The organism is Polynucleobacter duraquae, from assembly GCF_000973625.1.
In the GTDB taxonomy this organism is placed as follows: domain Bacteria; phylum Pseudomonadota; class Gammaproteobacteria; order Burkholderiales; family Burkholderiaceae; genus Polynucleobacter; species Polynucleobacter duraquae.
The window spans coordinates 1,924,727-1,939,403 of the sequence record NZ_CP007501.1 but is presented as its reverse complement, the minus strand read 5'-3'; the positions used below and the strand labels follow the sequence as shown (position 1 = coordinate 1,939,403).

Here is a 14,677-nt window from a genome sequence, read left to right as displayed (position 1 = left end):
CCTAGATGAATTGGACTGACATATTTATTCGTAGGCCGGTACTCTCACTGGTAGTGAGTGCACTCGTCTTGGTATTTGGTTTAAAGGCAGTAGGATCTTTGCCGGTTAATCAATATCCCCAAACTCAAAATGCCATTGTTACGATTACAACGGCTTACTATGGAGCTGATCCAGAGACGATTGCTGGATTTATTACGCAGCCCTTAGAGACAGCGATTGCCCAGTCTCAGGGCATTGATTATTTGTCCTCGATGAGCGTGAGTGGTCTCTCAACCATTACGGCTACTCTTAAGCTGAACTACGATTCGAATGCGGCATTGACGCAGATCCAGACCCAAATAAGCTCAGTCAAGAATCAGTTACCCCCGCAAGCCCAGCAACCTGTATTGACTGTACAAATTGGTCAATCGACTGCGGCCATGTACATGGGTTTTTATAGTGACGATATTCCAAACAACGCGATTACTGATTACTTATTGCGGGTAGTGAAACCAAAGCTGGATTCTATAGACGGCGTCCAGAACGCTGAAATTACTGGAGGCAGAAAGTTTGCTTTGCGTGCCTGGCTCGATCGCGAGAAGATGGCTGGGCTTGGTGTGGGTGCGGATGATGTGTATAGCGCCATGGCAGCTAACAACTACTTATCTGCAGTTGGTAGTACTAAAGGCGACATGGTTGCAGTGGACTTGGTGGCAGGCACTGATTTGCATACGCTTGATGAGTTCCGCAAGCTAGTCATCAAAAAAGACGGCATCAACATTGTGTATTTGGATCAAGTAGCCAGCGTGACTATGGGTTCTGAGGATTACAACACCAATGTCGCATTTAGTGGCAAGAGGTCGGTATTTATCGCGATCAAGGTAGCTCCACAGGCGAACTTACTCGATGTAGCCGAACGGGTTCGTGCTGCAGTGCCAGATATTCAGAAGCAGTTGCCAACCGGTATGTCTGGAAAGGTGGTGTATGACTCTACTAAGTTCATTACTACCTCGATTGATGAAGTAGTGGCCACATTGTTAGAGGCGCTGTTGATTGTGACAGTTGTGATCTATCTTTTCTTGGGAAGCGCACGCGCAGTTGCGGTGCCAGTGATTGCGATGCCACTCTCTTTGATTGGCACATTCTTTTTAATGCAGGTCTTGGGTTACTCCATTAATTTACTGACACTACTTGCTCTAGTCTTGGCAATTGGTTTGGTGGTCGACGATGCCATTATTGTGGTTGAGAACGTGGACCGCCATATGAAGGAAGGCAAGTCTCCATTAGAAGCCTCTCTAATTGCTGCGCGTGAGTTGGGCGGCCCTATTTTGGCCATGACCATTGTGCTGATCGCAGTGTATATTCCGATTGGCTTTCAGGGTGGGTTAACGGGCGCGCTTTTTACAGAATTTGCTTTTACCTTGGCTAGCGCAGTCGCAGTATCGGGGTTGATTGCTTTAACGCTTTCTCCCATGATGTGTTCCCGTATCTTTACCGAAGCACAAGAGGCTTCGCCGTTTGTTCAAAAGATTGACCGTATTTTTGAAAAAGTTCACCACAGCTATCAAAATACTTTGCGTGAACTCTTAAGCACTTGGCAGGTCATTATTGTGATGGGTGTGATTTTGCTAGGTGGAGTGGCTTATCTTTATTCCACTGCACGTTCTGAATTAGCGCCAACGGAAGACCAGGGTATTGTGTTGATGCAGGCTTCGGGGCCGCCTAACGGCACAGTCAACCAGATGCAGACTTATGCTGATCAGATTTATCAAATATCAGCAGCGGAGCCTGAGTACGAGCAAATGTTTCAGATCACCAGTCCTACAAGCAGTTTTGGCGGTGTGTTGCTTAAGGATTGGGATCAACGTAGTCGTAATGCTACTAAGTTTCAAGAAGATATGCAGAGTAAGTGGAATTCGATTGCTGGTGCTCGCGTAGCGGCTTTCCAGTTTCCGGCCTTACCTGGCGCACAGGGCTTACCTGTTCAAGTAGTGATTAATACCACTGAGTCTTACGAATTGTTAAATGAGGTATCCCAAGCTGTTTTAGATAAAGCGCGTCGTAGTGGCAATTTCTTTTTCGTAGATTCTGATTTGAAGATTGATAAACCACAAGATGTTTTGGAAATTGATCGGGAAAAAGTGGCTGCACTGGGCATGACCCAACAGCAAGTGGGTAGTGCGCTATCTGCTGCTTTGGGCGGCGGCTATGTCAATTACTTCTCTGTTGCTGGGCGCTCTTACCGCGTCATTCCGCAGGTGAAGCAAGTAGATCGTTTAAATCCAGACCAAATCCTCGACTACTACATACGCACCCCTAGTGGACAGATGATTCAGGCTCGTACCATCGCAACAATTAAGCAAAGAGTAGTGCCGCAGTCAATTAACCACTTTCAGCAACTCAACTCGGCGACGATATTTGGTGTGAGTACCCCATTTATTTCTCAAGCAGATTTACTGGAGTTTATGCGTCAAACTTTAAAAGAAGTTGCCCCTAATGGCTACACCATGGATTATGCCGGCCCGTCCCGTCAGTTCATGGCAGAGTCTGGCGGTTTCTTGGTGACGATGTTCTTTGCGATCTTAATTGTGTTCTTGGTCTTGGCTGCCCAGTTTGAAAGCTTCCGTGACCCAATCGTCATTTTAGTTTCAGTACCACTCGCTTTGTTTGGGGCGCTAATCTTTATTAATTTGGGCTTCACAACCTTAAATGTGTATACCCAGGTTGGACTAGTTACGTTGATGGGGCTGATTAGTAAGCACGGTATTTTGATTGTGGAATTTGCTAATGAATTACAAGAGGCTGGTCGTAGTAAGTTGGACGCTATCGTAGAGGCGAGTAGTGTGCGATTGCGCCCAATCTTGATGACGACTGCTGCAATGGTATTAGGTGTTGTACCTCTAGTAATTGCCTCTGGTGCAGGTGCTGCTGGCCGTCAATCGATGGGTATTGTGATCTTTACTGGCTTATCCATTGGAACGCTATTCACACTCTTTGTAGTACCCGCCATGTACTTATTTATTGGCGCAGATCACCATCAGAAAAAATTTAAGCAACAGTAACTTATTAGTATCGGTAACAGAGAAAAAGGGTGAACTTAGTTCACCCTTTTCTACTTAATGCCTCTGATTCTGATGCTCTAACGTGCTTTGCCTTACTTCACAACATTAAGTTCTTTTTCTGCAACCACACCGTACTTAGTTTCCGCTTCTATGCGCTGCATCCATGCGTCAATATTGTGTAGGGAGGGGCGAGGGCCGGTTTGGTCGGGGAAGGTTTGATTCAATAGAATCCAACGGCTTACGCAAAGTGCTAGCGTAATATCCCCAATGCTGAACGTATTTCCAGAGCAATAGTGCTGGCTTGCCAACTGCTGATCTAGTAAGGTAAATAGTGCATTGCTATCTTGATAAGACTTACGAATTGCTTCGTTGTTTCGTTCGTTTTCAGGCGTACGAGTGAGGCCCAAAAAGGCGGTGCGTAAGGCTGGCCACATAGTGCCCAGCTGCCAGTCCATCCACTTCTCAGATTGATATTGAGAGGCAATATCGCTTGTTAAGCGATTCGATTGATCGTACTGACGAACCAGGTATCGCAAGATCGTATTGGATTCCCAAAGTACCAGCTTACCGTCCTCTAAGGTGGGCACTAGACCATTAGGATTGAGTGCTAGAAATTCAGGTGTACGATTTTTGCCAAAATGAAGGCCGGCATCAATGCGTTCAAAATCCTTACCTTCCTCTAGTCCTAACTCTGCAAGGCACCACAATACTTTTTGAACATTGATGGAACTTTTTCTTCCCCATAAGCGAATCATTTCAATTCCTATTTAATTATTTTTAAAGTGATGAATCTAAACCCATGAACTTACTGTGTGCAAATATGAGTGGATGACTTGTAGGAGCGTGCTTTAGGTTAAGGACTTTTGCAACAATGATATTATGGTCGCCGCCAGTATGTACAGATACGGTCTCACATTCAAAGTAAGCGCAGCATCCTTCAATTTGGGTAAGCCCACTTGCTGCAATTTTATGGGGGATGCTGGTGAATTGATTTTCTTTCACAGTAGCAAAGTGCATCGCCATGGCTTCTTGCGAGCGTTCAAGTACATGAATTAATTGTTTGTGACCCACTTCAAAGTTGGGCATCAAGTTCGAATGCTTCTTAAGGCTCCACAAAATCAGTGGTGGCTCTAAGGAAACCGTATTGAAAGAGCTGATAGTGATGCCATGAGCTTGCTGGTCGGCATCTAGGCAAGTAATTACTGTGACCCCGGTTGCAAAGGAAGCGAAACCCTTGCGGAGCTCTTGGGAGTTAAATGGGGTCATCTTGCCTATTTGTTTGGTGGCTTACTTCGTTGTAGTTGGAATGGTAGTGCCTGGGATGGGGGTCAGAATTTCGTTCTCTTCAGCTTTGACACATTTGAAGCGGTATTCCTTGCCGGCCTTAGAAAGGAAGCTAGCACCTTGGTAAAAATCATTTTTACAAGTTGTGCTGGCAAAATCCATTACCTCTTGCGGTGCGGCGCTGGAGGTGATCAAGCGCATATTGCCCATAGACATATTAATCTGGCTCGATGAGCACCCAATGAGTGCTAGACCACAAGTTGAAGTTAATAGTAGAATTTTTTTCATGGAAACCTCCATAATCAGCAATGCTCGTTAGGATAAACCTATTACGTATTTGCTGTGGAGAATGCAGCGCTTTTAAAAGGAAGAGACATGTTTAAGGCTATTTTGGTAAATAAAGATGATCAAGGTTATCGGGCTGAGCTTGCTCAAGTCGATGAGGCTAGCTTGCCTGAGGGCGATGTCAGGGTTAAGGTGCTCTATTCCACGCTGAACTACAAAGATGGTTTGGCAATTACTGGCAAGGGTCCGGTAGTGCGTAGCTTTCCGATGGTGCCTGGGATTGATTTTGCAGGTGAAGTCTTAGAGAGCGCTAGCCCAGAGTTTAAAGTTAGTGACATGGTGCTGCTCAACGGTTGGGGTGTTGGCGAGGGTCATTGGGGTGGTTTAGCGCAGCAAGCACGTGTGAAGTCAGAATGGCTTATTCCTTTGCCAAAGGGTTTTACTGCTAAGCAAGCTTTAGCTATTGGTACTGCTGGCTACACAGCAATGCTGTGCGTGATGGCTTTACAAAAGCATGGCTTGAAGCCCAGTGATGGCGAAGTACTGGTGACTGGCGCCGCAGGTGGAGTTGGCAGCTTTGCGATTACGCTGTTGAGTAAATTAGGATTCACCGTTGTAGCCAGTACCGGAAGAATGTCCGAAGCTGATTATTTAAAGAAATTGGGCGCTAATGAGGTGATTGATCGTGCAGTACTGTCAGTCCCTGGTAAGCCTTTAGCAAAAGAGCGCTGGGCGGCAGTAGTCGATAGTGTTGGTAGTCATACTTTGGCTAATGCCTGCGCGCAAACCAAGAGTGATGGTGCTATTGCCGCATGTGGCCTTGCTCAAGGCATGGATTTTCCATCGACAGTTGCGCCATTCATTTTGCGTGGCGTAACTTTGTATGGCATTAATAGTGTGACAGTCGCAAAAGTAAAACGTATTGCTGCATACGAGCAGTTAAGTAAGTTGGTGGATCTTAAAACTTTGGAACAGATCTCTCACGAAATTAATTTAGAAGATTCTATAAAGTATGCCGCAGAGCTGATGGCTGGTAATGTACGCGGTCGTTTAATTGTAGATGTAAACAAATAAGTATTGGTTAATGGATAGTGCTTACTGCGAAGCTTGAGGTTTTCGTGCTGTTAGTTTTTCTAAAACCTCAAGCTTGTCTGAGTTAGAAAGTTCAGACCAGTCTGCAATCTCAGGGAGCGTGCGATAGCAGCCACGGCAAAAACCATTGTCGGGGTTGATGTCACACCAGTTGATGCAAGGTGATGGAACTGTTGTCAAAGCAAACCTAAAATAGAAATAGATGAATACTAAAAACCAATCTAGCGATCTGAGTGCCATTCATTATCCCCTAGCGGATGCTTTACCGGAAGCGGGCAGTTCAATCGAGGTCGCGCCTGGTGTACGCTGGCTACGGATGCGCTTACCGTTTGCTTTGGATCACATCAATCTATGGCTAATACGGGATGAGTTCGAGGGTCTTCAAGGCTGGACCATTGTAGATTGTGGCATTGCTAATGATGAGACAAGAGCGGCCTGGGATCGGATCTTTGCTTCGCAGCTAGAGGGATTGCCAGTGTTGAGGGTAATAGTGACCCATATGCATCCAGATCATGTGGGACTCTCTCAGTGGCTCTGTGAGAAGTGGCAAGCACCACTCTGGATCTCCATGACAGATTATTTAACTGCGCAATGGCTTAGTCATAAAGAGGGCGGGGCTGCGGTTGGTGCACGCGCTGGTGGCGGGGGCTCTGCAGACCACTTTCAAAAACATGGACTCAATGCACCAGAGGATTTAGAAAAAATTCGTGCTCGCTCGAATTACTACAGCAATATGGTTCCGGGTGTGCCACGGCAATATCGCCGCATCATTGATGGTGAAATGATTTTGATTGGTGGACATGAGTGGCAAGTGATTATGGGGTTTGGTCATGCGCCTGAACATGCTTCATTATTTTGCAAAGATTTGGAAGTATTGATTTCTGGAGATATGCTGTTGCCACGCATTTCTACTAATGTTAGCGTTTACGATGCAGATCCGGATGCAGATCCCTTAGGCCTGTATTTGAGTTCTTTGGATCGATATCTGCCCTTGCCCGATCACACTCTAGTACTGCCATCTCATGGCAAGCCCTTTACAGGAATGAAGCCCCGGGTTAGTCAGCTAAAAGCGCATCACGATGAGCGCTTGGCGGAAACACTGGGAGCCTGTGTAAAACCAGCAACTGCTCGTGAGATAGTGCCGGTTTTGTTTAGACGTGAATTAGATATTCACCAAATGACATTTGCTATGGGCGAGGCTATTGCCCATCTGAATTACCTACTTCGTCGAGGAAAGTTGAGTCGCCAGCTTTGCGACGACGGCGTGTTGCGGTTTTGCGTGGTTTAGAAGCTTTTGTTCCGGAGTCTTTAGGAGTTTCACCAGTGGCAGCAGTGGCGCTTGCCGAAACGGCATCCCCAAATGATTTGAGTGCCATCATGGTGGCGTGCTGCACTTCTAGTCCCTGAATGGTGGACTTCAAAATATTGAGGTTGAGGTTCAGCCAGTTTTCAACACTTTTCAGGTCTTTGATGCGCTTTTCAAGTTCGTCTGTATCTAGCCCTGGAAAAGCTGAGCCAAAACCCCCTGCAGCCTTGGAGGCGTCCGTGGTGAAGGGAAATTGCCCTGGTGTTTGCCCGCCCGATCCCTGACCCCACATGGTTTTCATCATTTCAAGGCTTTGATTGAATTCTGGGATAGTTCCAAACATAGGGGTGGCTCCGGGTCAGATAAAAGTAGCTTATTGCCAATACAATAGAGGATTCTAGAGATTAATCCCGGTTACGCAATGCAATCTAATGGTTTATCCCAGCCTTACACCCGCGGTCAGGCACTTCCCGAGCTACTAAAGCAGCGCATTCTGATTTTGGATGGCGCCATGGGCACCATGATTCAGCAATACAAGCTGAGTGAGGCGGATTACCGTGGATTACCAGCCAGCACACGCTTTGAGAGTCACCCAGGCGACATTAAAGGCAATAACGAACTCTTGGTGCTGACCCAACCCCAGATTATCAGCAAGATTCATGAGCAGTATTTGGATGCGGGTGCAGACATTATTGAGACTAATACCTTTGGCGCTACCTCAGTTGCGCAAGAGGATTACAAGATGGCTGATTTAGCTCGTGAGATGAATGTCATCTCCGCTCAATTGGCTCGCGCTGCCTGTGAAAAATACTCTACGCCAGATAAACCACGTTTTGCAGCGGGTGCAATTGGACCTACGCCAAAGACTGCAAGTATTTCTCCTGATGTAAATGATCCCGGTGCACGTAATGTGACGTTTGATGCACTGCGAGCTTCCTATCGAGAGCAGATTGAAGGTCTCTTTGAGGGTGGTGTTGATTTATTTTTAGTGGAAACTATTTTCGACACACTCAATGCCAAGGCTGCATTGTTTGCTTTAGATGAGTTCTTTGAGGAAACCGGTGAGCGTTTGCCGGTAATGATTTCAGGTACGGTTACTGATGCCTCTGGTCGAATTCTATCTGGCCAAACAGTAGAAGCATTTTGGAATAGCTTGCGCCACATTAAACCGCTCACCTTTGGCCTGAACTGCGCCTTAGGTGCAGCACTTATGCGCCCTTATATTGCTGAGCTATCCCGCATCTGCGATGTTGCAGTATCTTGCTATCCCAATGCCGGTTTGCCTAACCCAATGAGTGACACAGGCTTTGATGAGACTCCGGATATTACTTCTAATTTGGTTGATGGTTTTGCAAAAGATGGTTTGGTAAACCTAGTAGGTGGCTGCTGTGGAACTACGCCAGATCATATTCGTGCAATCGCTAACGCAGTTGCAAAGCGTAAGCCGCGACCTTTCTACCGTGAAAGTGCGGAGCTGTCAGCATGAGTAAGACTATAAAAGCCATGTCACCGATGAAGCTTTCAGGCCTAGAGCCTTTTAACGTTACAGCCGATATCCGCTTTGTGAACATTGGAGAGCGCACTAACGTAACAGGCTCCAAAGCATTTGCTCGCATGATTTTAAATAATCAATTTGATGAGGCCTTGGTAGTTGCAAGACAGCAAGTTGAGAATGGTGCTCAAGTAATCGACATCAATATGGATGAGGCGATGTTGGATTCGGAAGCGGCAATGACACGCTTCTTGAATTTGATTGCTTCAGAGCCAGACATCGCTCGTGTACCGATCATGATTGACTCTTCTAAATGGAGTGTGATTGAGGCAGGTCTGAAGTGCATTCAGGGTAAGCCGATTGTGAACTCGATTTCACTCAAAGAGGGTGAAGAGCCGTTCAGAAAACAAGCACGTTTGATTCGTCGTTACGGTGCAGCATCTGTAGTGATGGCATTTGATGAAGTGGGTCAAGCAGATACCTTTAAGCGCAAAACAGAAATTTGTCAGCGCTGCTATCAAATTCTCGTTAATGAGATTGGCTTTCCAGCAGAAGACATTATTTTTGACCCTAATATTTTTGCAATTGCTACCGGCATTGAAGAGCATGACAACTATGCTGTAGATTTTATTAATGCTACACGCTGGATTAAAGAAAATCTGCCGGGCGCGAAAGTCAGTGGCGGCGTTTCCAATGTCAGCTTCTCTTTCCGTGGCAACGATCGCGTACGTGAAGCCATTCATACGGTGTTCCTGTATCACGCCATTCAGGCTGGCATGGATATGGGTATTGTGAATGCGGGACAGCTCGGCGTATATGCAGACCTAGATCCTGAATTACGTGAGCGTGTTGAGGATGTGGTACTTAACCGCTTTAAAGAAAAAGATGGTAAGACGCCAACCGAGCGCTTACTGGATATTGCCGACCAATTTAAGGGCGGTGGCGCAAAACAAGTAGAAAACTTGGTGTGGCGTGAGGCCCAGGTGCGTGAGCGTTTAACCCATGCTCTGGTACATGGAATCACGACCTTTATTGAAGGCGACACTGAAGAGCTGCGCGCTCAAATTATGGGTGCAGGTGGTCGTCCGATTGAGGTGATTGAAGGCCCCCTGATGGATGGCATGAATGTCGTTGGTGACCTATTTGGCGCCGGTAAGATGTTTCTACCTCAAGTAGTCAAGAGCGCACGTGTAATGAAGCAAGCGGTAGCCATTTTGATTCCTTATATTGAGGAAGAGAAGCGTCTTCACATTGCCGCTGGTGGTGAAGCAAAAGCCAAAGGCAAGATTGTGATGGCGACTGTTAAGGGTGACGTTCACGATATTGGCAAAAACATTGTGACGGTGGTGCTGCAATGTAATAACTTTGAAGTTGCCAATATGGGTGTGATGGTGCCCTGCTCAGAAATTCTGAAGCGTGCCAAAGAGGAAAAAGCGGATATTGTTGGCTTGTCTGGTTTGATCACGCCATCTCTAGAGGAGATGACCTACGTTGCTCAAGAGATGCAACGTGACGATTATTTCCGTGAGCGTCAAATTCCGCTGATGATTGGTGGTGCCACAACTTCTCGTGTACATACTGCAGTCAAGATTGCGCCGCATTATGATGGACCAGTAGTCTATGTACCTGATGCCTCCCGCTCTGTGTCTGTAGCATCAAGCCTTCTGTCAGATGAAAGCGCCAAGAAATTTATTCAAGATCTGCGCGATGACTATGTACGTATTCGTGAGCAGCATGCCAATAAAAAAGCATCTCCGACTATTTCATTAGAAGCCGCGCGTAAGAATCGGGAGCTGATTGATTGGGCCCAATACGTGCCTGAGAAGCCTAAGTTTATTGGCCGTCGTGTTTTCAAGAATTTTGCTTTAAGTGACATCGCCAAATATATTGACTGGACACCGTTCTTTCAGACTTGGGATTTGGCTGGCAAGTTCCCGGCAATCTTGGATGATGAAGTTGTGGGTGTAGAGGCGCGTAAGGTATTTGAAGACGGCCAAGCGCTATTGGACAAGTTGATTAAGGGTCAGTGGTTACAAGCCGATGCAGTAGTAGCTTTCTACCCAGCAAACACGATAGGTGATGACATTGTCTTGTACAGCGATGAATCCCGCGAGCATCCATTATTTGTTTGGCATAACTTGCGTCAGCAGGCTGAGCGTCCAGTTATTGATGGTATTCGTCGACCTAATCGTTGCTTGGCCGACTATGTTGCGCCTAAAGATTCACATGTGGCTGATTATCTAGGCTGCTTTGCTGTGACAACTGGCCATGGGGTTGAGAAAAAAGTGGCTGAGTTCCATGCGAAGCATGATGACTACAGTGCAATCATGTTGCAATCTTTGGCCGATCGTCTGGCAGAAGCATTTGCAGAATTGATGCATCACCGTGTTCGGACCGATCTTTGGGCTTATGCGACTGATGAGATTTTGACGAACGATCAAATGATTAATGAGGAATATCGTGGTATTCGTCCAGCGCCAGGATATCCAGCTTGCCCTGCGCATGAGGTGAAAAAAGATTTATTGCGTGTCATTGGTTCGGAAGATATTGGCATGACCTTGACCGAATCGATGGCCATGAACCCAGCTTCCAGTGTCAGCGGTTTTTATCTGGCACATCCGGATGCGCGTTATTTCAATGTGGGTAAGTTGTCAGCAGACCAGATTGAAGATCTTGCTAAGCGCCGCAATGAGTCCGTTGAAGACATTCGTCGCCAGTTGGCAAGCTCGATAGACTAAATTGGATTTGGGTGGAGGGAGATGAGGCCTTTAAACGCCCCACATCACCGGTTCATCTTTGGCTTTAGCCTGTTTCATCAGCTCTAGGAAAGGATAGGCACGCTGCCCCAGCCTGTCGGCAAGTTTTGGTTTTTCAGCACTTTCTTGCTCCGCTGTATTACTTTTAGAGCGCTCTTCTAAGTCTTTCAAAATAGCGGTTTCTAGGGAGATGATGAAACTTGGTAGTTGCTCTACCGTCAAAATTCCCCTAGGTTCTAATGAGCGACCCAAAATTTCAAAGATTCGTTGGGTGAGGTCAGCCAGCATGATGACGTCAGGGCCCGCTTTGGAGCGAAATTGATAGATCATTTCAATAGCTTACCACCTGATAAACTCACTTATCTATGTTGTTAACTAATAAAAATCGTTTAATTGAAATGCTAAGTGCAGCCCTTCAGGGTCTCGCCCAGGACGGTGGTTTGGGGGATGCCCCCGCGCCGCGCTTAGAGCGCCCTAAAGCGGTAGACCATGGGGATGTCGCTTGTAATATTGCGCTCCAGCTATCCAAGGCTTGGAAGTTAAATCCCAGGGAATTAGCGCAAGCACTGGTCGAGCGCCTTGAGCAGCAGCCTGGCTATAGTGAGCTCATTGCCTCCTGCGAAATTGCGGGACCTGGATTTATTAATTTTCGCCTGAGCAACACTGCTAAAACTGCAGTGGTGCAAGAAGTCCTCACAGCAGGATCTCAGTTTGGTCAGCTAGCACCAGAGGCAGCCCCCGTTTCTAGTGCCATGATTGAGTTTGTCTCTGCTAATCCAACTGGCCCACTGCATGTGGGTCATGGTCGTCAAGCTGCCTTAGGCGATGCCCTAGCAAATCTATTGGCAACTCAGGGCATCAAGGTGCATCGTGAGTTTTATTACAACGATGCTGGAGTCCAGATCGCAAACTTGGCACTCTCAGTACAAGCTCGATTAAACGGACTTAAACCAGGGGATGCTGCTTGGCCAGAGAGTGCTTATAACGGTGAATATATTGCAGAGATTGCGATTGCCTTTAAGGCTTCGCCTGAATATAAAGATAACCTGGAAGCTATTCGTCAATTTGCCGTCGCGTATTTACGCAATGAACAAGACATTGACTTAAAAACATTTGGCGTGAAGTTTGATTGCTATTACCTAGAGTCTTCCTTGTATACCGATGGTAGTGTTACAAAGATTGTTGAGGAACTACAAAGTATTGGTAAGACCTATGAGTCTGAGGGCGCGCTTTGGCTCAAGACAACAGATGATGGCGATGATAAGGATCGCGTTATGCGTAAGTCTGATGGTAGCTTTACCTACTTTGTGCCTGATGTCGCCTATCACACCAGCAAATGGAATCGTGGCTTTCAAAAAGTGATTAACGTCCAAGGGAGTGATCACCACGGCACCATCGCCCGTGTTCGCTCTGGCTTGCAGGGTGTGGCACAGAAGCGTGGTTGGGATATTCCGCAAACCTATCCTGATTACGTATTGCACAAGATGGTGACGGTGATGCGCCACGGCGAAGAGGTCAAAATTTCTAAACGTGCCGGCTCCTATGTGACTGTACGCGACTTGGTAGAGTGGTCTGGTGGTGTTGCACCAGAGATGACTGCTGATGAGCGTGAACTAGCACTTCAGCGTGGAAGAGATGCCGTGCGTTTCTTCCTCATCTCCCGCAAGGCTGATACAGAGTTCGTCTTTGATATTGATTTGGCATTACAGCAGAATGATGAAAATCCCGTGTTCTATGTGCAATATGCCCATGCGCGTATTTGTTCAATTCTGACCCAATGGGGTGGAAAAGTATCCGACCTCAAAGGTGCGAACCTCTCCCTACTGCAAAGCAAAGCCTCAGATCATCTATTACGTCGTTTGGCTGAATATCCAGAAATGCTGACTAACGCTGCTGCAGACTTGGCGCCGCATGCATTAGCTTTCTACTTGCGCGATTTGGCTGGAGACTTCCATACCTTCTACAACGCAGATCGCGTTTTGGTGGATGATCCCGCATTGAAATTAGCGCGCCTTGCATTGCTCTTAGCGACGCGCCAAGTGCTTGAAAATGGATTAAAAGTATTGGGTGTATCAGCACCCGCTAAGATGTAAGCTGTAGTACTTGCTAGCGCTTAAGAAGTAAAAAGAAGGATGAAGATACGATGAAAAAAAATAATCAACACACTAGCTTTACGCCGAAGACCCAGTCTTCGAGTTCGGAGTTTGGCGGCACTATTCTTGGCTTCATCTTAGGGCTTGGTGTTGGCCTTGGCGTTGCTTTTGTGATTGCCTTTTACCTTTCTAAAAACACACCGCAAGAGCGTCCTGGAGTCAGAGCCCCTAATCTTCCTTTAACAATTAAGCCGGGATCAGAATCGGTGGAAGGTGAGGTGATTGCCCCAGCAGAGACTCTGGATTTGAATAAACCACTACAAGGTAAGTCAGCTGCACCCACAGCGAGTACGCCAGATCCAATTGCTGATGTAGCTAATGGTAAAAAGCCGGGAGAGATAGCCCCAGCACCTACCGCAAAATCGGATGCAATTTATTTCTTACAAGTAGGTGCATTCAATAGGCGTGCTGATGCAGATGCGCAAAAAGCGAGTTTAGCGATTCAAGGCATTCAATCTCAATTAAGTGAGATTAATAGTGAGGGCAATATGCTTTGGCGTGTGCGTATTGGCCCATACAACAGTGTTGAAGAAAGCAATCCCGTGCGTGATAAGCTTAATGGCATGGGTATTAAACCGAGCGTCATTAAATCTAGCAAATCATGATTATATTATCTAAATCTAAAAGAACCCTTTTATCTGCCGCCATTCTTGGCTTGGCATTTTCTTTTTCAGGGCTTGCTACTGCGCAAAGTCCTAAGATTGAGGAGGGGTTTGATTACCGTATTTTGCCTACCCCTCAGCCAGTTGAGGCCAAAGGAAAGGTCGAGGTTATCGAATTCTTTTGGTATGGTTGCCCGCATTGCTATGACTTTGAACCAGAGCTTAATGCGTGGCTAAAGCGCCAAGCAAAGGATGTGACATTCCGTAAGGTGCCCGTTGCTTTCCGAGATGACTTCATGCCGCACAGCCAATTGTTCTATGCCTTAGAGTCCATGGGCAAGGGTGACGCCATGAATGACAAAGTCATGTACGCCATGCATAAAGAAAACAAGCGCCTCATGACAGAAAATGAGATCGCCGATTGGGTAGCTTCACAAGGTATCGATCGCAATACTTTCTTAGCCACCTATCGCTCATTTGCCGTTATATCAAAAGCACGTGCCGCAAGACAGATGGCCGATGCTTATCGAATTGATGGTGTGCCAACGATTGTGATGCAGGGCCGCTACGTAACATCCCCATCTATTGCTGGTACTAAGGCAAAAGCGATTGCTGTAATGGATCACTTGGAGCAAAAAATCCGTAGGGATAAGTACAAGTAACTCA

At 46.6% G+C, this 14,677-nt stretch carries 14 protein-coding genes; 8 read left to right on the top strand and 6 right to left on the bottom strand.

Annotated features, from left to right (window positions below; all coding sequences use genetic code 11):
* Nucleotides 1–5 precede the first annotated feature (5 nt).
* Complete coding sequence (locus CL55_RS09955; RefSeq protein WP_046330945.1) at nucleotides 6–3,041, top strand: efflux RND transporter permease subunit; 3,036 nt, start codon at nucleotides 6–8, stop codon at nucleotides 3,039–3,041.
* 92 nt (nucleotides 3,042–3,133) lie between these two features.
* Here CL55_RS09955 and CL55_RS09950 read toward each other — a convergent pair whose 3' ends face one another.
* The 3 genes from CL55_RS09950 to CL55_RS09940 are packed head-to-tail and all read right to left on the bottom strand — an operon-like array spanning nucleotide 3,134 to nucleotide 4,613.
* Entirely contained in the window at nucleotides 3,134–3,796 is a 663-nt protein-coding gene (locus tag CL55_RS09950) for a glutathione S-transferase family protein (protein ID WP_046330944.1), read from the bottom strand.
* Nucleotides 3,797–3,818: 22 nt separating this feature from the next.
* A complete protein-coding gene (locus CL55_RS09945; RefSeq protein WP_046330943.1) occupies nucleotides 3,819–4,307 on the bottom strand; it encodes a flavin reductase family protein in 489 nt (162 codons plus the stop codon).
* 21 nt (nucleotides 4,308–4,328) lie between these two features.
* Complete coding sequence (locus CL55_RS09940; protein WP_046330942.1) at nucleotides 4,329–4,613, bottom strand: hypothetical protein; 285 nt, start codon at nucleotides 4,611–4,613, stop codon at nucleotides 4,329–4,331.
* An 87-nt stretch (nucleotides 4,614–4,700) separates the two neighbouring features.
* On the opposite strand from CL55_RS09940, the gene acuI reads away from it, so the two are divergent.
* On the top strand, nucleotides 4,701–5,684 hold the full coding sequence (acuI, locus tag CL55_RS09935; RefSeq protein WP_046330941.1) for an acrylyl-CoA reductase (NADPH): 984 nt from the start codon (nucleotides 4,701–4,703) through the stop codon (nucleotides 5,682–5,684).
* A gap of 21 nt (nucleotides 5,685–5,705) precedes the next feature.
* Here the strand turns inward: acuI and CL55_RS10570 are convergent, their stop codons facing one another.
* Nucleotides 5,706–5,882, bottom strand: a complete 177-nt coding sequence (locus tag CL55_RS10570; protein ID WP_205621275.1) for a DUF1289 domain-containing protein — start codon at nucleotides 5,880–5,882, stop codon at nucleotides 5,706–5,708.
* 22 nt (nucleotides 5,883–5,904) lie between these two features.
* On the opposite strand from CL55_RS10570, the gene CL55_RS09930 reads away from it, so the two are divergent.
* Nucleotides 5,905–6,990 carry an MBL fold metallo-hydrolase gene (locus tag CL55_RS09930; protein ID WP_046330940.1) on the top strand — a complete coding sequence of 362 codons (1,086 nt, stop codon included), beginning with the start codon at nucleotides 5,905–5,907 and terminating at the stop codon, nucleotides 6,988–6,990.
* Here the strand turns inward: CL55_RS09930 and CL55_RS09925 are convergent.
* Nucleotides 6,902–7,351 (bottom strand): PhaM family polyhydroxyalkanoate granule multifunctional regulatory protein, encoded by a 450-nt coding sequence (locus tag CL55_RS09925; protein WP_046330939.1) that lies wholly within the window; start codon nucleotides 7,349–7,351, stop codon nucleotides 6,902–6,904. The two genes, CL55_RS09930 and CL55_RS09925, sit on opposite strands and share 89 nt — an antisense overlap.
* Nucleotides 7,352–7,429: 78 nt before the next feature.
* Here CL55_RS09925 and CL55_RS09920 point away from each other — a divergent pair, with 78 nt between their 5' ends.
* Nucleotides 7,430–8,494, top strand: coding sequence for a homocysteine S-methyltransferase family protein (locus CL55_RS09920; RefSeq protein WP_046330938.1), 1,065 nt, complete (start codon nucleotides 7,430–7,432; stop codon nucleotides 8,492–8,494).
* A complete protein-coding gene (gene metH, locus CL55_RS09915) occupies nucleotides 8,491–11,238 on the top strand; it encodes a methionine synthase (protein WP_082091932.1) in 2,748 nt (915 codons plus the stop codon). The genes CL55_RS09920 and metH overlap by 4 nt, the downstream gene beginning before the upstream one ends.
* A 30-nt stretch (nucleotides 11,239–11,268) precedes the next feature.
* Here the strand turns inward: metH and CL55_RS09910 are convergent, their stop codons facing one another.
* Nucleotides 11,269–11,586, bottom strand: a complete 318-nt coding sequence (locus CL55_RS09910) for a DUF1840 domain-containing protein (RefSeq protein WP_046330936.1) — start codon at nucleotides 11,584–11,586, stop codon at nucleotides 11,269–11,271.
* A gap of 35 nt (nucleotides 11,587–11,621) precedes the next feature.
* Between CL55_RS09910 and argS the strand changes: the two genes are divergently transcribed.
* The 3 genes from argS to CL55_RS09895 are packed head-to-tail and all read left to right on the top strand — an operon-like array spanning nucleotide 11,622 to nucleotide 14,673.
* Nucleotides 11,622–13,349, top strand: a complete 1,728-nt coding sequence (argS, locus tag CL55_RS09905) for an arginine--tRNA ligase (RefSeq protein WP_046330935.1) — start codon at nucleotides 11,622–11,624, stop codon at nucleotides 13,347–13,349.
* A 50-nt stretch (nucleotides 13,350–13,399) separates the two neighbouring features.
* The gene (locus CL55_RS09900) at nucleotides 13,400–14,014 is read left to right on the top strand and encodes an SPOR domain-containing protein (RefSeq protein ID WP_046330934.1); all 615 of its coding nucleotides are present in this window, start codon (nucleotides 13,400–13,402) and stop codon (nucleotides 14,012–14,014) included.
* Entirely contained in the window at nucleotides 14,011–14,673 is a 663-nt protein-coding gene (locus tag CL55_RS09895; protein ID WP_156156298.1) for a thiol:disulfide interchange protein DsbA/DsbL, read from the top strand. The genes CL55_RS09900 and CL55_RS09895 overlap by 4 nt, the downstream gene beginning before the upstream one ends.
* The last annotated feature ends 4 nt before the right edge of the window (nucleotides 14,674–14,677 follow it).